At 60.7% G+C, this 19,670-nt stretch carries 14 protein-coding genes; 4 read left to right on the top strand and 10 right to left on the bottom strand.

All coding sequences use genetic code 11. The annotated features are described in order from the left end of the window. The first annotated feature begins 104 nt into the window (after nucleotides 1-104). The 3 genes from ACOYXH_RS10585 to glgB all read left to right on the top strand — a co-directional run bounded on the left by ACOYXH_RS10585 (nucleotide 105) and on the right by glgB (nucleotide 7,825). A complete protein-coding gene (locus tag ACOYXH_RS10585) occupies nucleotides 105-2,102 on the top strand; it encodes an alpha-1,4-glucan--maltose-1-phosphate maltosyltransferase (RefSeq protein WP_460410664.1) in 1,998 nt (665 codons plus the stop codon). A 147-nt stretch (nucleotides 2,103-2,249) separates the two neighbouring features. Beyond that, entirely contained in the window at nucleotides 2,250-5,591 is a 3,342-nt protein-coding gene (treS, locus tag ACOYXH_RS10590; RefSeq protein WP_095126257.1) for a maltose alpha-D-glucosyltransferase, read from the top strand. A 2-nt stretch (nucleotides 5,592-5,593) separates the two neighbouring features. Beyond that, the gene (glgB, locus tag ACOYXH_RS10595) at nucleotides 5,594-7,825 is read left to right on the top strand and encodes a 1,4-alpha-glucan branching protein GlgB (protein ID WP_095050725.1); all 2,232 of its coding nucleotides are present in this window, start codon (nucleotides 5,594-5,596) and stop codon (nucleotides 7,823-7,825) included. A gap of 124 nt (nucleotides 7,826-7,949) precedes the next feature. Here glgB and ACOYXH_RS10600 read toward each other — a convergent pair whose 3' ends face one another. From ACOYXH_RS10600 to ACOYXH_RS10615, 4 genes are all read right to left on the bottom strand, one after another. After that, on the bottom strand, nucleotides 7,950-9,017 hold the full coding sequence (locus ACOYXH_RS10600; protein ID WP_258709823.1) for an autotransporter domain-containing protein: 1,068 nt from the start codon (nucleotides 9,015-9,017) through the stop codon (nucleotides 7,950-7,952). 321 nt (nucleotides 9,018-9,338) lie between these two features. Beyond that, nucleotides 9,339-11,849, bottom strand: a complete 2,511-nt coding sequence (locus ACOYXH_RS10605; protein WP_460410665.1) for an autotransporter family protein — start codon at nucleotides 11,847-11,849, stop codon at nucleotides 9,339-9,341. 193 nt (nucleotides 11,850-12,042) lie between these two features. Beyond that, complete coding sequence (locus ACOYXH_RS10610) at nucleotides 12,043-12,825, bottom strand: endonuclease/exonuclease/phosphatase family protein (protein ID WP_095126259.1); 783 nt, start codon at nucleotides 12,823-12,825, stop codon at nucleotides 12,043-12,045. 194 nt (nucleotides 12,826-13,019) lie between these two features. Beyond that, complete coding sequence (locus tag ACOYXH_RS10615) at nucleotides 13,020-13,778, bottom strand: PIG-L deacetylase family protein (protein WP_095050759.1); 759 nt, start codon at nucleotides 13,776-13,778, stop codon at nucleotides 13,020-13,022. Between the two features lie 3 nt (nucleotides 13,779-13,781). On the opposite strand from ACOYXH_RS10615, the gene ACOYXH_RS10620 reads away from it, so the two are divergent. Further along, complete coding sequence (locus tag ACOYXH_RS10620; RefSeq protein ID WP_156685515.1) at nucleotides 13,782-13,925, top strand: hypothetical protein; 144 nt, start codon at nucleotides 13,782-13,784, stop codon at nucleotides 13,923-13,925. 9 nt (nucleotides 13,926-13,934) lie between these two features. Here the strand turns inward: ACOYXH_RS10620 and ACOYXH_RS10625 are convergent, their stop codons facing one another. The 6 genes from ACOYXH_RS10625 to ACOYXH_RS10650 form a co-directional block, all read right to left on the bottom strand. After that, a complete protein-coding gene (locus ACOYXH_RS10625) occupies nucleotides 13,935-14,621 on the bottom strand; it encodes a glycosyltransferase family 2 protein (protein WP_095126260.1) in 687 nt (228 codons plus the stop codon). Further along, a complete protein-coding gene (locus tag ACOYXH_RS10630) occupies nucleotides 14,618-15,217 on the bottom strand; it encodes an SAM-dependent methyltransferase (protein ID WP_095050729.1) in 600 nt (199 codons plus the stop codon). Before ACOYXH_RS10630 ends, ACOYXH_RS10625 begins: the two co-directional genes overlap by 4 nt. Beyond that, nucleotides 15,214-15,972, bottom strand: a complete 759-nt coding sequence (locus ACOYXH_RS10635; protein WP_095050730.1) for a PIG-L deacetylase family protein — start codon at nucleotides 15,970-15,972, stop codon at nucleotides 15,214-15,216. Before ACOYXH_RS10635 ends, ACOYXH_RS10630 begins: the two co-directional genes overlap by 4 nt. Further along, complete coding sequence (locus ACOYXH_RS10640) at nucleotides 15,969-16,967, bottom strand: acyl-CoA dehydrogenase (RefSeq protein WP_460067394.1); 999 nt, start codon at nucleotides 16,965-16,967, stop codon at nucleotides 15,969-15,971. Before ACOYXH_RS10640 ends, ACOYXH_RS10635 begins: the two co-directional genes overlap by 4 nt. A gap of 1 nt (nucleotide 16,968) precedes the next feature. Further along, nucleotides 16,969-19,128, bottom strand: a complete 2,160-nt coding sequence (gene glgX, locus ACOYXH_RS10645) for a glycogen debranching protein GlgX (protein ID WP_095126261.1) — start codon at nucleotides 19,126-19,128, stop codon at nucleotides 16,969-16,971. A gap of 224 nt (nucleotides 19,129-19,352) precedes the next feature. Beyond that, entirely contained in the window at nucleotides 19,353-19,667 is a 315-nt protein-coding gene (locus ACOYXH_RS10650; protein WP_258709825.1) for a DUF2934 domain-containing protein, read from the bottom strand. Nucleotides 19,668-19,670: the final 3 nt, after the last annotated feature.

A 19,670-nucleotide genomic window follows, 5' to 3' on the forward strand; every position in this document is an offset into this window, starting at 1 on the left:
GCCGGTCGCTCGGAACCTAAGTGAGTTCATTTCGGGGCAGGCGCTTCGTTGTGAACACTGATCCGGCACAAGAGCGTCCTTGGGGCGTTAAGGAGAGATGCTCAATGACTGCTGAAAGACCTTCTGAACTGAGCTACAACCCGCACATGCCGCTGTCGCAGGCGTTGCTGCTGCCGCGCATTGCCATCGAAAACACCATGCCGACCCTCGATGGCGGGCAGTTCGCCGTGAAGTCGATTGCCGGCCGTGAGGTGGTGGTCACCAGCAAGGTGTTTGCCGACGGTCACGACAAACTCGCGGTGCGCATCCGCTGGCGCGAGGAAGGCGAAGACACCTGGCAAAGCGAGGTCATGACCGATCAGGGCAATAACGGCTGGCAAGGCCAGTTCCGCCCTGAACACCAAGGGCGCTTCCTCTATTGCATCGAGGCGTGGATCGACCAATTCGCCAGTTTTCAGTATGAACTGGAGAAGAAACACAATGCTGCTGTACCGGTGTCGCTGGAGTTGCAGGAAGGCCGGAGCATGGTGCAACAGGCCGCCGAGCGCAGCGAAGGTCAGCTCAGCGAACAGCTCGCCGCGTTGCACCATGAATTGTCCGGGCTGCTCGAAACCGAGCAGGTCGCGCTGTTCCTGCACTCGCGCAGTGCGCAGTTGATGGCTGAGGCCGATCACCGTGCCTACCTGAGCGTCAGTCCGGAATTCCCGGTAGACGTCGAACGCGAACTGGCCGAATTTGCCAGTTGGTACGAACTGTTTCCGCGCTCGATCACCGACGATCCCCACCGTCATGGCACTTTTAACGATGTGCACGCGCGTTTGCCAATGATTCAGGACATGGGCTTCGACGTGCTCTATTTCACGCCGATCCACCCGATTGGCCGCGCCCATCGCAAGGGGCGCAACAATTCCCTGACCGCCGGCCCCGATGATCCCGGCAGCCCTTATGCCATCGGTAGCGAGGAGGGCGGCCACGAAGCCATTCACTCGCAACTCGGCACTCGCGAGGACTTCCGTCGACTGGTCGCTGCCGCCGCCGATCACGGTCTGGAAATCGCCCTCGACTTCGCCATTCAGTGTTCCCAGGATCACCCGTGGCTCAACCAGCATCCGGGCTGGTTCAACTGGCGCCCGGACGGCACGATCAAATACGCGGAGAATCCGCCGAAGAAATATCAGGACATCGTCAACGTCGACTTCTATGCGCCGGACGCCATTCCGAGCCTGTGGGTCGAGTTGCGCGACATCGTTATTGGCTGGGTCGAAGAGGGCGTGAAGATCTTTCGCGTCGACAATCCGCACACCAAACCACTGCCGTTCTGGCAATGGTTGATCGCCGATGTTCGCGCGTTGTACCCGGAAGTGATCTTCCTCGCCGAAGCGTTCACCACGCCGGCGATGATGGCGCGGCTGGGCAAGGTCGGTTACACGCAGAGCTACACCTATTTCACCTGGCGCAACAGCAAGGCTGAGCTGGCGACGTATTTCACTGAGCTGAATGAATCGCCGTGGCGCGAATGCTACCGGCCGAATTTCTTTGTTAACACGCCGGACATCAACCCGGCATTCCTGCACGAATCCGGGCGCGCGGGTTTTCTGATCCGTGCGGCGCTGGCGACCATGGGTTCAGGCTTGTGGGGCATGTATTCGGGGTTCGAGTTGTGCGAGTCGGCACCCGTGCCGGGCAAAGAGGAATACCTCGACTCGGAGAAGTACGAGATCCGCGTCCGCGACTTCACCGCGCCGGGCAACATCATTGCCGAGATCGCCCAGCTCAACCGCATCCGCCGGCAGAACCCGGCGCTGCACACGCATTTGGGTCTGAAGGTCTACAACGCCTGGAACGACAACATTCTGTATTTCGGCAAGCGCAGCTTTGACGGCAGCAACTTCATTCTGGTCGCGGTCAGCCTTGATCCGCACAACGTGCAGGAGGCGAATTTCGAACTGCCGCTGTGGGAAATGGGCCTGCCCGACGATGCGACGACCCATGGCGAAGACTTGATGAACGGGCATCGCTGGGACTGGCACGGCAAGTATCAGTTCATGCGCATCGACCCGGCTTACCAGCCATTCGGCATCTGGCGAATTACCGCTACGTAATGATCGTTCCCACGCTCTGCGTGGGAACGCATCCCGGGACGCTCCGCGTCCCAGAAACTGACGCAGAGCGTCCATGGCGGCATTCCCACGCGGAGCGGGGGAACGATCATCGTGGGGCGCTTTTAAAGCATTCAGCAGGAGTTTCACATGGCGAAGAAACCCAAGGCAGCCACCTTTATCAAAGACCCGCTCTGGTACAAGGACGCGGTGATCTATCAAGTTCACGTCAAATCGTTTTTCGACTCCAACAATGACGGGATCGGCGACTTTCCCGGCCTGATCGCCAAACTCGATTACATCGCTGACCTCGGCGTAAACACCATCTGGCTGTTGCCGTTCTATCCCTCGCCACGTCGCGACGATGGCTATGACATTGCCGAATACCGTGGCGTGCACAGCGATTACGGGACCATGGCCGACGCCAAGCGCTTTATCGCCGAGGCGCACAAGCGTGGCTTGCGGGTGATCACCGAACTGGTCATCAACCACACCTCCGACCAGCACCCGTGGTTCCAGCGTGCGCGCAAGGCCAAGCCCGGCTCGGCGGCGCGGGACTTTTACGTGTGGTCGGATGACGATCAGAAATACGACGGCACGCGGATCATTTTCCTCGACACGGAAAAATCCAACTGGACCTGGGACCCGGTCGCCGGCCAGTACTTCTGGCACCGTTTCTATTCGCACCAACCGGATCTGAATTTCGATAATCCGCAAGTGATGAAAGCCGTGCTCTCGGTGATGCGCTACTGGTTGGACATGGGCATCGACGGCCTGCGCCTCGACGCGATTCCGTACCTGATCGAGCGTGACGGCACCAATAACGAAAACCTGCCGGAAACCCACGACGTCCTCAAGCAGATCCGCGCCGAGATCGACGCCAATTACCCCGATCGCATGCTACTCGCCGAGGCCAACCAATGGCCCGAAGACACTCAGCTGTACTTCGGTGATACCGATGCGGCGGGCCTCAATGGCGACGAATGCCACATGGCGTTTCACTTCCCGCTGATGCCGCGCATGTACATGGCCCTGGCTCAGGAAGATCGTTTCCCGATCACCGATATTCTGCGCCAGACCCCGGAAATTCCTGCCAACTGCCAGTGGGCGATTTTCCTGCGCAACCACGATGAGCTGACCTTGGAAATGGTCACCGATAAAGAACGTGACTATCTATGGAATTACTACGCTGCTGACCGTCGCGCACGGATCAACCTCGGCATCCGCCGTCGTCTGGCGCCGTTGATGGAGCGTGATCGCCGCCGCATCGAATTGCTCAACAGCCTGCTGCTGTCGATGCCGGGCACGCCGACCCTGTATTACGGCGACGAGATCGGCATGGGCGACAACATCTACCTTGGCGACCGCGATGGTGTGCGTACGCCGATGCAGTGGTCGATCGACCGCAACGGCGGCTTCTCCCGTGCCGATCCGGCCAGCCTGGTGCTACCGCCGATCATGGACCCGCAATACGGCTATCTGTCGGTCAACGTCGAAACCCAGTCCGGCGATCCGCATTCGCTGCTCAACTGGACCCGACGCTTGCTCGCTGTGCGCAAACAGTCCAAGGCGTTCGGCCGTGGCACGTTGAAAATGCTCTCGCCGAACAACCGTCGCGTGTTGGCCTACACCCGTGAATTCACCGATGCCGATGGCAAACACGAAATCATTCTCTGCGTGGCCAACGTTTCGCGCAGTGCGCAAGCAGTGGAGCTGGACCTGTCGGCCTACGTCGGCATGGTGCCGGTGGAGATGCTCGGCGGTAACGCCTTCCCGCCGATCGGCCAGTTGAATTTTCTTCTGACGTTAGCGCCGTACGGTTTCTACTGGTTTGCACTGGCGGCGGAAAATCAGATGCCGAGCTGGCACGTGGAACCGGCGCAAAGCCTGCCGGACTTCACCACCCTAGTGCTGAAAAAACGCATGGAAGAATTGCTCGAAGCGCCGTCGCGCACGACGCTGGAGCAAAGCATCCTGCCGAGCTGGCTGCAGAATCGCCGCTGGTTTGCCGGCAAGGACGCGGCCATCGACAAGGTGCATCTGGCCTACGGCGTGCGTTTCGGCGATGCGCAGCATCCGGTGCTGCTCAGCGAAATTGAAGTCACCAGCGGCGGGCAGACCAGTCGTTATCAGTTGCCGTTCGGTTTTATTTCCGAAGATCAGGTCGGCCCGGCGTTGCCGCAGCAATTGGCCTTGTCCCGTGTACGCCGAGTGCGACAGGTCGGCTTGATTACTGACGCGTTCAGCCTTGAAACGTTTATTCGTGCGGTGCTGCAAGGCATGCAGAACAACGCCGTGCTGGAGTCGAGCGAAGGCGAAATCCGCTTTGCACCGACGCCGCATCTGGAAACGCTTGGCCTCAGTGCCGAGTCGGAAGTGCGTTATCTGTCTGCCGAGCAATCGAACAGTTCGGTGGTGATCGGCAATAGCCTGGTACTTAAGCTGATACGCAAAGTCGCTTCTGGCGTACACCCGGAACTGGAGATGAGCGCTTACCTGACCGAGGCCGGATTTGCCAATATCTCTCCGCTGCTCGGCTCGGTGATTCGCCGCGATGCCAAGGGCGAAGACAATCTGCTGATGATCGCCCAAGGCTATCTGAGCAATCAGGGCGACGCCTGGGAATGGACGCAGAACAACCTTGAGCGGGCGCTGCGCGATGAGCTGGCCGATGCCATGTCCGAACAGGAACAGCATTACAACGCCCTCAGTGAGCTGAAGGATTTTGCTGGCATGCTCGGTCAGCGTCTGGGCGAGATGCACAAGGTGCTCGCCGCGCCCACCGACAATGCCGACTTCGCCCCACAGGTGTCGACGGCCAAGGACATGCAGGCCACCGGCAAGGATGTTGTGGCGCAGGTCGAACACGCGCTGAAACTGCTCAAGCAGCATCAGGGCGAACTCAATGCGGCGGATCAGAAACTGGTCAAACGCCTGATCGACGAGAAGAAAACCATCCTCACGCACGTGCAGGATCTGGCGAAAAAAGCTGTCGGCGGTTTGCGCATTCGCGTCCACGGCGATCTGCATTTGGGCCAGGTGCTGGTGATCAAGGGCGATGCCTACCTGATCGACTTCGAGGGTGAACCGGCGCGGCCACTGGGCGAGCGTCGTGGCAAACACAGTCCGTACAAGGATGTCAGCGGCGTGCTGCGCTCCTTCGATTATGCGGCCGCAATGACCATCAACGTGCACAACGTTGACCACAGCGCCGAGTCTGAAACGGCGCGGCGTCTAGTCGCCGAGCGCTATCTGCGTGAGGCCCGCGAGGCATTTGTTCAGGCATATCGCCGCGCGGCAGCTAGTCTTGATCATGCCTGGCAAGATCCTGAAGGTGCCGACGCCGCGCTGGCGTTGTTCGGCCTGGAGAAGGCGGCCTATGAAGTGGCCTATGAAGCCGAAAATCGCCCCACGTGGCTGCCCGTGCCGTTGCACGGTTTGTATGGGTTATTGACGGGGCTTAAACCCTTTTCCGATCTTGGTGGAGAGTAGTCATGAGTTTCTCGAACAAGGAACAGGGTGCGGTTAAAGAAACATTGCTGCCCTCGGCGAAAGATATTGATGCCTTGGTCCGCGCTGAACATCACGACCCTTTTTCCATTCTCGGCCCGCACGGCGATGGCGCTGGCGGGCAGTTCATTCGTGCTTATCTGCCCGGAGCGCTGAGTGTCGTGGTGCTGGACAAGGACAGCGGTGAAGAACGCGGTCCGCTGGAGCAAACCGAAACGCCGGGGCTGTTTGTCGGCCATTTCGATCAGGCGCGGCCGTATCAGTTGCGCACGCGCTGGGCCGGCGGCGAACAGGTTGCAGAGGATCCTTATAGCTTTGGCCAGCTACTCGGTGAAATGGATTTGTATCTGTTCGCCGAAGGCAATCACCGTGATCTCAGCGCCTGTCTCGGCGCGCAGTTGAAAACGGTGGATGGCGTCGACGGTGTGCGTTTTGCCGTGTGGGCGCCGAATGCCCGGCGCGTATCCGTAGTGGGGGATTTCAACGTCTGGGACGGCCGCCGCCATCCGATGCGCTTGCGGCATCCGTCCGGGGTCTGGGAATTGTTCATCCCGCGCCTGCAAGCAGGCGAGCTGTACAAATATGAAATTCTTGGCGCTCACGGGATCCTGCCGCTCAAGGCTGACCCGATGGCGCTGGCCACCAGTCTGCCGCCGGACACCGCCTCGAAAGTCGCTGAGCCACTGCAGATCGATTGGCAGGATCAGGAGTGGATGAGCAGCCGCCGTGACCGCCAGAAGCATTCCGCGCCGCTGTCGATTTACGAACTGCACGCCGGTTCGTGGCAGTGCGAACTGGATGATCTCGGTGAAGTCGCCCGCCAGTACACCTGGCCGGAACTCGCCGAACGCTTGATTCCCTACGTCAAGGAACTGGGTTTCACTCACATCGAACTGATGCCGATCATGGAGCACCCGTTTGGTGGGTCCTGGGGTTATCAACTGCTCTCGCAATTCGCCCCGAGTGCGCGGTACGGCTCGCCGGCGCAGTTCGCTGAATTCGTCGACGCCTGCCACCGGGCCGAGATCGGCGTGATTCTCGACTGGGTGCCGGCGCATTTCCCAACCGATACTCATGGTCTCGCCCAGTTCGACGGCACCGCGCTGTACGAATACGGCAACCCGCTGGAAGGTTTTCATCAGGATTGGGACACGCTGATCTACAACCTCGGCCGCACCGAAGTACATGGCTACATGCTCGCTTCGGGGTTGCACTGGTTGAAGCATTTCCATGTCGACGGCCTGCGCGTCGATGCGGTGGCCTCGATGCTCTATCGCGACTATTCGCGCAAGGCTGGCGAATGGGTGCCGAACCGCCATGGCGGCCGGGAAAATCTGGAGGCCATCGACTTCTTGCGGCATTTGAACGACGTGGTCGAACTGGAAGCGCCGGGCGCACTGGTGATCGCTGAAGAATCAACTGCGTGGCCGGGTGTCAGCCAAAGTACGCAGCAGGGCGGTCTCGGTTTTGCCTACAAATGGAACATGGGTTGGATGCACGATTCGCTGCATTACATTCAGCAGGATCCGGTGTACCGCGCGCATCATCACAATGAGTTGAGTTTTGGTCTGGTCTACGCCTGGTCCGAGCGTTTCATCCTGCCGATTTCCCACGATGAAGTGGTGCACGGCAAGCACTCGCTGATCGACAAGATGCCCGGCGATCGCTGGCAAAAATTCGCCAACCTGCGCGCGTATCTGAGTTTTATGTGGACGCACCCGGGCAAGAAGCTGTTGTTCATGGGCTGCGAGTTTGGCCAGTGGCGCGAGTGGAATCACGATCAGCAACTGGATTGGTATCTGCTGCAGTATTCTGAGCACAAGGGCGTGCAGAAACTGGTCGGCGATCTCAATCGGCTGTATCGCGAAGAGCCGGCGCTGCACGATCAGGACGACGCGCCGCAGGGTTTCCAGTGGTTGATCGGTGACGATGCGATCAACAGCGTTTATGCCTGGCTGCGTTGGAGCAAGGAGGGTAAACCGGTGCTGGTGGTGGCCAACTTCACGCCGGTGCCGCGTCAGGCGTATCGCGTGGGTGTGCCGTTTGCCGGTCGCTGGACTGAATTGCTCAATAGCGATGCCGACACCTATGCCGGTTCCAATTACGGCAATGGCGGCGGGGCGTTTACCGAGGAAGTGCCGAGTCATGGCCAGTCGTTGTCGCTGGAGCTGAATCTGCCGCCGTTGGCGGTGTTGATCCTCAAGCCAGAGGGCTGATCCGAGACCGCGTCGCTGCCATCGCGAGCAGGCTCGCTCCCACAGGGGAAATACATTCCAAATGTGGGAGCGAGCCTGCTCGCGAAGGCGCCAGTTCAGACACCTCCAAAATCCGGCTCAACGCTCACCAGCGCATCCGCACCCCAAGGCTGCCAATGATCCCGTTCAAATCATTGTCATCGACATCACTGCTGTAATCGGCACTGACATACAGACTCACCACAGGCGTTACCCGCGCCACCAGCCCCAGTCCTAACTCAACGGTGGATGACTTGCGGCTGCTGCTGATCTTGTCGACCTGATCCAGCGTCACCGTGCTGCCGGTATAAACGGTGTGCCACAGGTTGGTGCGCACATAAGGTTCGAGCGGCAGACCATTCAAATCGTAACTGCCTTTCAACCGTGCGCCGACGCGACCGCTCCACGCCGTCAGATCGGAGGAAGAGGCATTGCCCGAACCGGCGTAGGGCGTGTCGAGGGTGATGCGCTGATTGATCAATTGCGCCTGGGGTTCCACTACCCAGTTTTCACTCAAGCCAATCGGGAAGCCGCCTTCGACCGAGAAGGTCATCGCACTGCCTTCTGTGGCTTGCCGCGCGCCTTGGCCGTTGCGACTGAAGCCGCTGACCCGGCCGCCACTGGCGGATAAATCCACGTGCCAGCCCTGGGCACCGATCAGGCTGTAATAAGCGCCAAGGCTTTGGCCTTGCAGATTGAGGGTGTCACTGTTCGGGTCTGCCAAGGCGCGGCTGGTAAGTGGACCATTGCCATTGGCCTGAATCTGATTGACGCCGCCGATCAGTCCGATTTTCTGGGTATGGCTACCACTTTGCAGAGTCAACACGGCTGGCCCTTTGAAGTCGCCGCTGCCGGGCATTGCGTAGCCTGACGACAGCACATCGGTTTGCGCCTGACGGGCGCTTCTACCGTACAACTCGTCCCAGGCCGACGGTGCGAGGTCTTCGGTAATCAAGCGTGTGCCCTGCAGATCGGGCCGTGGGCTGAAGCGTTGCGGGCCGGGGGTGATGACGGTGGCGGGCAACGTCATCACGGGCACATCCGCGCGGTACCACGGGGTCGTTTCATCCGCCGCAGGACCGGCCTGCGCCTCCATGGATGAGCACAGCAAGATAGAACTCGACACTGTGCAGAAAGTGATTTTGATCTCGTGTGGGGTGATTGAAGTTCTCATGGAGGTCTACCTTGCAGGCGCATGCGGCATCTCGATGTGGCGTCTCTCCTACCCCGAACGAGGGGCGACCGAATGGAGCGGGGCGAACCGTGGCCGCTCGATTTCGCGAGTGTCCGAAGGCTCGTCCCGGTAGTGATTCCGGGGGTAGTAAGGTAGAGATAAGAAGAGTCGCGCGCCGCCGTCAAGAAATTGAACGATGAGCGGTAGTGGCAAAACAGGCTTTGCAAGCGTTTGTTTTTCTGCACATAACTAAGTGGTTGTTTGTATGGAAGAACGCATTGAGAGCCGCAAGGTAGAGAGTTTAAATTGTCGACGGAAGGTCTACCAACTGAGGCGAATGCCCAGGTTGCCCACCACGCCGCGCACGTCATTGCTGTCAATATTGCTGGTGTAATCGGTACTGGCGTACACACTGACCGCGCGATCAAGGGTCAACACTACGCCCAGGCCGATGTCCGCTGTCGAGGATTTCCGTTCGCTGGAAATCACATCGTTGTCGCCAAACGTGACCGAGTCAGTAGCGGAAAACGTATGCCACACATTGGCGCGCAGGTACGGTTCGACAGGAAGGCCGCTGACCTGATATCGACCTTTGAGGCGTGCGCCGAGGCGAGCGGTCCAGGCGCCGTCGGAATCAAACGAGACGCGTGAAATACCGTCGTTCTGGCTGTCGAGGGAGATTTTCTGATGGATGAGCTGCGCCTGCGGCTCGATCACCCAGGTGTCATTGATCGGCAACGGGTAACCGGCCTCGGTGGACAACGTCAGGGCGTGCCCGCGATTGTCCAGTTTTACCCCGCGATCGGAATGGTTGTCACCGTCGAAGCGAGTGCCCATTACCACGGTATCGAGGTACCCGCCGGTGGGCGCCGTCAGCGTCCAGTACAGGCCATAGCTGTCGCCCTCGAGTTTGATCTTGCCGGCGCTGTTGTGCTGAAAGCCTTCGTTGAAACCGTCGACATCACCTTGCAAGCGGCTGTGACCGACAAAGAAACCCAAGCGCTGATTCAGGCTGCCGGACGTCTGCGAGCTGTACAGATCGTTGCCGACCTGAAAGCCATTGAGCGAGCCATCCAGTCGCGGCGTGACCGTGCCGGCCCAGGTCTGCTCGAGATTTTTACCATAGACACGGCCCCATCCGGCGCCGAATGCACCGGTTTCCGCGAGCAGGCGTTGATCGCCCTGACGGTCATGAAAGGTGCCCAGGGCGTTAAGCGTCAGTTGCGCGGCAGCGGGCGGCAACACCGACCAAGTCGGGACTTCCTGGCGATACAAAGGGATCGGTTCGGCTCCCGCAACGGCTGCGGGCAATACCGGCAACGGCGGGCTCCCGGCCGGCGTCGCCGCCGCTACGGGGGTAGCGACCACCGGCACCAGGATGGGCGGCTGCGTTGGATCGGGGTTGGGAGCGCTCACCAGCTGCGGCGCAACGATGGCGGAGCGCAGATACCAGCTGTTTTCCGTGCCGGCAGTGACACCTCCTTTGAACAGATAGTAATCGTAAGCTCCGGCCGACACCGGGCCATTGAGGGTGAAGGCGTTATTGCTGCTCAGCGTGCTGCCTTGCGCCTGCACCAGTTGGATGCCGTTCACCTCGGTCAGGCCGCCTAGTCCGCCGAGGTTGCTGACCGTGATCACCGTGCCGCCGCTTAAGCTGCCATCGTTGACCACCAGTTTGTCACTCGGTGAATCATCGCCACCGACCAAGCTTTGCAAGCGTAACTGGCCGCTGTTACCGACGTAGTTGCCCTGTACGGTCAGCGTATCGTCAGTGCGGCTGTTATTGCGGGTCAAATCGATGATCCCCGCGTTATTCAGCGTCACTGGCTGACCCGCCACCGCCGATGCCACCGTACCTTGTGTGGCAAACAATGTGCTGCGGGTATCGATGTTCAACACGCCACTGCCGGTGCCGGCGTCCCCCAGCACCAGTCCTGACGACCCCAGATCGAGTTGCGAGCCATTAACCAGGCTCACCGCTTCCCAATTGATGAAGCTCGCGGGCAGGGCCGTGCGGGTGTTATCCAGTGACAGGGTATCGCTACCGACGCCGCCATTAACGCTGGGCGTCAGCGCAAGAATATTATCGTCGAGATTGCGCAGGGTGACGGTGTCATTGCCGACGTCCATGAGGATCGTCGAACGGATAATGCCGCCGCCATCCCACAGCAAACGGTCATCACCCACGCTGGCGCGAACCTCGCCGACGATTTCCCCACCGCTCACCGTGATGCTGTCGTTGCCGCCGCTGACACTAATGTTGCCGCCGATGCGGCCACCGGAAACGATAATGGTGTCAGTGCCGAAACCGGTGACCAGATTGCCAATAATCTGCCCGCCCGACAGGTCAAAAATATTGTTATCGAGTTTCATGTCCACGCGGCCGATGGTGCCGCCCGTCATGCGCGCGACGTCGCCATCCTCAAAGGCGCCGACGATGATGCCCCCGTTCATCAAGAACGTATCGCGGCTGTCGCCTTGAGCCAACGAGCCAATTGAGCCGCCCGTCATGACAAAGTCATCGATACCGTTGCCCTGATTGACCGCGCCGGTAATCATGCCGGAGTTGATTTCGACCCGGTCGGCTCCAGCGCCGAAGGTCACGCTGCCATTGATCTGACCGCTGCCGTTAGCGGCGGATGTCAGGCTGTTGTTGCCGGCGAGATCCGTCAGCGAACCGCTGGTACCGCTGTCACAGGTGAAATTGTCATTGCCCGGCCCGGGCACGAGCGTGCAGGCCGCTGAAACGGGGTGGCTGGTCAAAATCAGCAAGGAAGCAGGCAGGAGCAAGGCGTGCGGTAATGTCAGCAAGTGCGTGGAGTAGCGCGGCATGGTCATTCCCTACGGCGAATTCGGGGAATTCATCCCTGAGCGTGTCATGGTCTAGGCATCGTTTACAGTTGATGCCTTACATCAAGTCCATGATCTAACGGATTGAATGCGCTACTCCTTGAGCTTTTTTAGGTGTAGATGAATTTCCTCGCGGTTCAAGCATGGCTGACGGACGGTCTTGTCAGAAATGCGCTTACAGATGCACCTCTACCGCGAGCGGCAGGTGATCGGACAGATGCGTCCACGGCTTGTTGCCGAGGATCTGCGGGTCATGACTACTGGCATTGCGCAGGTAGATCCGGTCCAGTCGCAGCAATGGAAACCGCGCCGGGTAGGTCTTGGCCGGGCGCCCATGGTGGCGCTCGAACGCTTCGTGCAGGTAGTCACGACGGGCGAGGGCGGCGTTGCCCTGTAACTGCCAGTCGTTGAAGTCGCCGGCGATGATCACCGGGGCATCGTCGGGCAGCGATTCGAGCAATTGACAGAGCAGTTGCAGCTGTAATTGCCGGTGGCTTTCGAGCAGACTCAGGTGCACGCAGATTGCGTGGACCTCGGTGTGACCCGGGACGTCGAGCACACAGTGCAACAGTCCACGGCGCTCGGGGCCGGTGATCGACACGTCGAGGTTGCGGTATTCACGGATCGGGTATTTCGACAGCAGGGCATTGCCATGGTGGCCGTCGGGGTAAACGGCATTGCGCCCGTAGGCGAAATCGCTCCACATGCTGTCGGCGAGAAATTCGTATTGCGAGGTTTGTGGCCATTCGTTGTAACGGTTCGAATGCCGTTCGTGTTCACCCACCACTTCTTGCAGAAACACCAGATCGGCCGAGGTGCTGCGCACCGCTTCGCGCAGCTCCGGCAGGATGAAGCGCCTGTTAAGCGCGGTGAAGCCTTTGTGGGTGTTGACCGTCAGCACCCTAAGACGATGAATGACAGGCGCGTCGACAACATGACGCTTGGGTTCGCTGGACACGTTCACTCCTCTGGATTGCGGGCCGCTTATTCATGCGACTGATGGCGAGGTGCGGCAGTTCCTTGCAAATCATGGTTGATAACAACCCAATTCCTGTGGGAGCGAGCCTGCTCGCGAAGGCGTCGGTAAATCCAATACATAAGTTGGTAGAACCACCGCTTTCGCGAGCAGGCTCGCTCCCACCCGAAACGGCGTCAGACAAACACGATTTCGTAGGGCAGGCGCATTCTTTCGAGAATCACCGGCGGCAGCATCGGTGCAATACCAATCGCCGGTTCACCCTTGAGCTGACTGGCGTAAGCATGGGTGGCGTGGCTCTTGCGCGCGACGGTCCAGGTGTCGAGGCGCAGTTTGCGCGCGCGTTCCCAAGGGATCAGTTGCTGGTCGCGCTCGGGCCAGTGCCAGGCCCAGACTGGTACATCGTGGAAGGTCGCCCCGGCTTGTTCCGCTGCATGCGCGCTGGCCCGACCCACCGCTTCATGGTCGTCGTTGCCATCGCCGCGCCAGGTGCTGAACACCACATCGCCTGGGCGCAGGTAGCGGCTGATGAATTCGGTCACTTGCGCTTGCTGTTCGCACAGAGCGTTGTCAGTGAAACCACCGCGCACCCATTTCAGGCTGTGCATTGGCAAGCCGAGACGGCGCAGGGCCTCGACGCTTTCCTGCGGGCGGAACACGCTCAGGCGTTTTTCCGACCATTGCCGCGAACCCGGGTGGCTGGCGCTGCCATCGGTGATCGAGAGCAATTGCAACGGATGACCGAGGCTGGAGAGTAATTGCAGCAGACCGCCACAGGTGACCACTTCATCGCCCGGATGCGGCGCGATGACCACGGCGCGGGCGCCGGCGGGTACCAGACTTAAAGTATTGATGACCGGAATGTTGTCCAGTTGCGGGGCGCTGTTCCAGATTTGCGCCGACGAACTGCTGTCGCTGAGGGTTAACGGTTTCATGGTGTGACGTCCTTGTGTTGTTTCGCCCTCAGTCGTGCGTTTGGCGGTGATTGCCAGACGCCGCCGACCCGTGAAGGCTGGTTGATTGCCCAGCGACGCTCCGAACCCTGGATTGCCGCGCAGCAGAGTATTGCTCATGAAGCGTAGTTCGTCGCGTCACAGATCAATCTGATCCGCTTTTTTTTGCTCCATCTGTGCCAGGTTTCGCAGATAGTCACCAAAGCCACCGCGCGCACGGCTGTCGAACCGCGCGCTGGTGAGCACTTGCGGGCGATGGCTCCAGGCGATGTTCGCGCCGTCGAGTTCCAGCTCCCGCACCAATTGCACATCTTCGTCGCAGGCCAGCGGTTTAAAGCCCCCGGCCCAGCGATAGGCGTCGGCGCTGATGCCCAGATTGGCGCCGTGGATATGCCGATGGCCATCGCTGGCATGGTAATGCCGGTGATAGCGGATTTGCGCCGCTTCATCGAACGACTCGTGCCAGCGTTCGACCGTGACGGTACCGCATACCGCGTCCGCGCCCAACCCCAGTTGCGCCACCAGCCAGTCGTCGGCCACGCGGCTGTCGGCGTCCGAGCAAGAGATCCAGCGCGCGCCGCGCTCCAGCAATAGCTGCGCGCCGGCCGCACGGGCCTGGCCAACATTGCGTGCGTCGATGTGCAGGCTCAGCACCGGATAGCGACTGACAATCTGCGCCGAGCGGTCGGTGCAGCTGTCGAGCACCACCAACACTTCAACCTTTTCACCGGCCAGCAAACCGTGGCGGCTGGCGCGCATGGCCGCACTCAGGCAGTCGTCGAGCAAGTCTTCCTCATTGTGCGCCGGGATCAGAATGCCGATCATCGCAAGCCCTCCAGTGCCGCCACCGAGCGCGGTTCGCGGCTCCACACCTCAAGGATGAAATCCGCTTCCTGATGCAAGACCAGACGGGGCAGATGCAGTTTTTCGTGAATCAGGTCGTGAACCTGCCGCGCATTCAGCGGGCAGCCGTCAATGGGCGGACGCCAGTGACAGGCGAGGAACTGGCCGTCGGCAGTCAGGCAATCACTGGCTCGACGGATCACTTCTGTCAGATCCTGACTATCCAGGTAGTAGCCGATCTCGCTAAATACGATCAGGTCGAATTTTTCCTCCGGCCAGTCGCCCGGAAGACGGTTTTGCCGCACTTCGGCGTGGTCGAACACGCTCAACCGCGTGCGCGCCAGAGTCACTGCCGCACTGGCCGTGTCACAGCACAACAACCGATCGCAACGCGCGGCCAGTTCGGCGCTCAACTCGCCGTTGGCGCAACCCGGTTCGAAGATTGCCCGGTAGTGCGGACGCGGCAGGGCGGCGAGGGTGATCGCGCGTTTGCGCTGCTCGTACCAGCGCTCACGGAACGCCCATGGGTCATCGTTGCCGGCGAACAAACCGTCGAAATAGCGATCCTCGACACTCATAGAAACACCACTTCGAAGGGCTGTAAGAGGCGATCGAGCACATACGGTGCGAGCACCGGACCGAGTCCGGCGTCAGGATCGCCTTCCAGTTGACTGGCGAAAGCGTGCACCGCGTGGCGTTTGCGCGCGACTTGCGCCGGCGTCAGAAGAATCTTGCGTGCGCGTTGCCACGGTACGAAGGCGTCTTCCGGAGTTGCCCAGTGCCAAGTCCACACCGGCAGTTCATGGCAAGTCGCACCGACGCGACGGGCAGCCTCGACACTGGCGCGGCCGACGGCTTCGTGGTCGCAATGTCCGTCCTCGCTCCACGTGGTAAAGAGCACGTCGTCGGGACGCAGATGACGTTCGATGAAATCGACCAGCTCCGCTTCCTGAGCCGCCACCTGGGTGTCGCTGAAGCCACCGCGCAGCCACTTCACGCGGTGCATCGGCAGTCCGAGACGACGCAGCGCTTCGGCCGATTCCTGCGGCCGCACCACGCTCAGACGTTCCACCGGCCAGCGACTTGAACCGGGATGACTGGCGCTGCCGTCGGTGACCGACATCAGTTGCAAAGGCCGACCGGCCTCAGCGAGCAATTGCAGCAAACCGCCACAACCGAGCACTTCGTCGTCCGGGTGCGGCGCGACAATCACCGCCCGCGCGCCCGGAGGCACCAGACTGAGGATGTCGATGCTATCCAGTTCCGCCAGATGCCGCGAAGCCTGCCATTGGTGCAGGCTGGTGCCCTGGCCGACAATCGGATTGGTTTTCATAGCGCCCATGCCTCCGCGGAGTGCCCGGCCACCATTTGCCCGAGCGCGGCCAGATCCCGTTCGGCATGACTCTGGCGCAGGAACACCGGCAGATCAGCGCTGAGCCGGGCAAAGTGGCGATCCTTGCAAAACGGCCCGGCACCGAGGGCGCGCCCGACCTCACGCATCACCTGTTCAGCCGACTGCTCGACCACCGCGCGGGCACGACGGGCGAGTAATTCGGCGTTGTCTTCCGGGTGCGCATCGATGTGCAAGGCGCTGAAGCGCAGCACATCCGCCGCGGCCTGCAAGGCGCTATCGACCGCGCCGAGATGGGCGAGGGCGTGCGGTTCCGGGCGTTGCTCACACTGGATGCGCAACGCGTCGGCGATTTGCCGTGCGGCGCCGTACCAGCACGCGGCAATACCGATCCCGCCCTGCCAGAAACCCGGGCGTTGCAGATAGTCGCCGGGATTGCCAATGGCCTGCGCTTCGGCACCGTCGAACAGCACCTCGACGCTGCCAGTAGCCGCCATGCCCACCGCTTGCCAGCCTTGCTCGGTGACGGTGACGCCCGGTTGGTCGAGGGCGACGGCGACCAGTTGCTGCTGATCGTCGCCATCCCAGGCGGTGAGCAAGGCGTGGCTGAGCACGGCGGCGCCGGAGCACCATGCCTTGCGTCCATGCAGCGCGACCATGTGCCCGACTGGGCTGACTTTGACTCGTGCTTGCGGTGGCTCCGCTGCCCACATGCCCCAAGTGCTGCCCGGCGTAGGTGAGCCGCCGAGTTGTTCAATGATCGCCAGCGCGTCGGTGTGGCCTTCAAACAGTTTGCACAGACCCAGGTCATGCCCGCCGACTTCCGCCAACTGCTGAAAGCGCTCCAGCGTGCGGCCACTGCCCGGTAACGGCAGACGATCCAGCCCGGCCTCGACCAGCGCCCGCAGGCACCCGCCGAGGGCTGCGGTGTGCAGATAATCCGTTGGTCGTCGGCTCAGATAACGGTGCAGGTCCATATCAGTCTTCTTCATCACGTTGCAGTTCGAACAGCAGCAGCGAGCGCCCGGTGACCGAGTATTCGTGGCCGAAATCGAAGCGTTCCTGACCACGGATCGACGGCTGATTTGTGTCGATCATGCAGGTCCAGAAACTGCCTTCCGGTACTTCCGGCAGGGTGAAGTTGACGATGTCATGATGGGCGTTGACCACCAGCAGCAGCGTCGCATCCGCACCCTTGCGGCGAATCCCGGTTTCCTGCGCGCGGCCGTCGAGCAACATGCCCAGGCAGCGGTTGTGCGCATCGTGCCAATGCTCGGTGGTCATCTCGGTGGCATCCGGCGCCAGCCAGGTGATGTCCTTGACGCCGATGTCCTCGTTGTATTCGCCAACCAGGAAGCGGCCGCGACGCAGAATCGGATAAGCCAGACGCAACTTGATCAGGCGCTTGACGAATTTCAGCAACGCCTTGCCGTCCTCGCTCAGGTCCCAGTTGACCCAACCGATCTCGCTGTCCTGGCAATAGGCGTTGTTGTTGCCGTCCTGGGTACGGGCGAACTCATCACCGGCGACGATCATCGGCGTGCCTTGGGCGAGCAGCAAGGTGGCGAAGAAATTGCGCATCTGCCGATGGCGCAGGGCATTGATTTCGGGATCGTCGGTCGGGCCTTCGACGCCGTGGTTCCACGACAGGTTGTTGTTGCTGCCGTCCTGATTGTTTTCGTCGTTGGCTTCGTTGTGCTTGTCGTTGTACGAGACCAGGTCGTTGAGAGTGAAACCGTCGTGGGCGGTGATGAAGTTCACCGAGGAGTACGGCCGCCGCCCGCGCTGGTTGAACATCTCACCGGAGGCAGTCATGCGGCTGGCGAAATCGGCAACCTGGCCGTCGTCGCCTTTCCAGAACGCGCGCACGGTGTCGCGGAACTTGTCGTTCCACTCGACCCAGCCCGGCGGGAAGTTGCCGACCTGATAACCACCGGGGCCACAGTCCCATGGCTCGGCGATCATCTTCACCTGACGCAGCACCGGGTCCTGACGGCAAGCAACGAGGAAGCTGTGACGCTCGTCGAAACCGTCGTGGTAGCGGCCGAGAATCGTCGCCAGGTCGAAACGGAAACCGTCGACGTGCATCTCGCTGGCCCAGTAACGCAGCGAGTCGGTGACCATTTGCAGCACGCACGGGTGGCTCAGGTCGAGGGTGTTGCCGGTGCCGGAATCATTGATGTAGTAGCGCTTGTCGTCGGGCATCAAGCGATAGTACGAGGCGTTGTCGATGCCGCGCATCGACAGGGTCGGGCCTTGCTCGTTGCCCTCGGCGGTGTGGTTATAGACCACGTCGAGGATCACTTCGAGGTTGGCTTCGTGCAGGTGCGCGACCATCTCCTTGAATTCGGCAATCTTGCCGCTGGCCAGGTAGCGCGGGTCCGGGGCGAAGAACGCGATGCTGTTGTAACCCCAGTAATTGGTCATGCCTTTATGCAGCAGATGCTGGTCATTGACGAAGGCATGAATCGGCAGCAATTCGACGGTAGACACGCCGAGCTTGCGAATGTGTTCGAGCACGTCGTCGACCATCAGCCCGGCAAAGGTGCCGCGTACGTTCTCCGGTACCGAAGGGTGACGCATGCTGATGCCGCGCACGTGGGTTTCATAAATGATGGTTTTGTCCCACGGCACGCTGACGCGGTGGTCGTTGCCCCAGGTGTGCGCCGGGTCGATGACTTTACATTTGGGCACGAAGGGCGCGCTGTCACGTTCATCGAAACTGAGGTCGGCGTCGGGGTGGCCGATGGTGTAGCCGAACAACGCTTCCGACCATTTCAGTTGGCCGACCAATTGTTTGGCGTACGGGTCGATGAGCAATTTGTTGTGGTTGAAGCGGTGGCCGTTGGCCGGGTCATACGGGCCGTAGACGCGGTAACCGTAGATCAGCCCCGGGTGCGCATCAGGCAGGTAGCCGTGGTAGATCTCGTCGGTGTATTCCGGCAGTTCGATGCGTTCGAGTTCAACTTCGCCGGCATCGTCGAAGATGCACAGTTCGACCTTGGTGGCGTTGGCGGAAAACAGAGCAAAGTTCACCCCCAGACCATCCCAGGTCGCACCGAGCGGGAAGGGCAGGCCTTCACGGATTCTCGACGGCTCGGCGTGCGCGGTGGGCTCGGCATTCTTTGGACGGGTCATGATTGCTCCTGCAAAACGGGTAATTTCTGGGCTTACACATCCCCCTGTAGGAGTGAGCCTGCTCGCGATAGCGGTCTATCAGGCGACATCAATGTTGAATGTCAGATAGCTATCGCGAGCAGGCTCACTCCTACAGGGGATTGGTGGGTTTCTTCAGGGCGAGTGAGCCCTCGGTGGCGAGCGAACCCGCCACACGGTCATTCAGTTCAATCGTCGTTAAAGCGTCAGATCGCCGAAGGCTTTCGCGGCGCCCGAGGCTTTTTCTCGGCAGGCTTTTCGCCCGGGGGAATCACTTTGGCGGCGCTGGCCGGTTTGGCTTTGGCCGGTGGTTTCGGCTTGGCGGCCGGGGCCTTGGCCTCGGCTGTCTTGCCAGCCGGTTTGCTGCCAGCCGCTTTCGGCGGTTTCTTCGGTGCCAGCGCTTCCGCTTCGGCGAGCTTGCGCGCCATTTCCCAGTGGCGTTCTTCATGCCCCTCGGGCTTACCTTCCGATTCCCAGATTTGATAGGCGAATTCGCGGATGCGTTTATCGTCGGTACTCATCGC

It is taken from the genome of Pseudomonas sp. Mb7 (assembly GCF_054790525.1).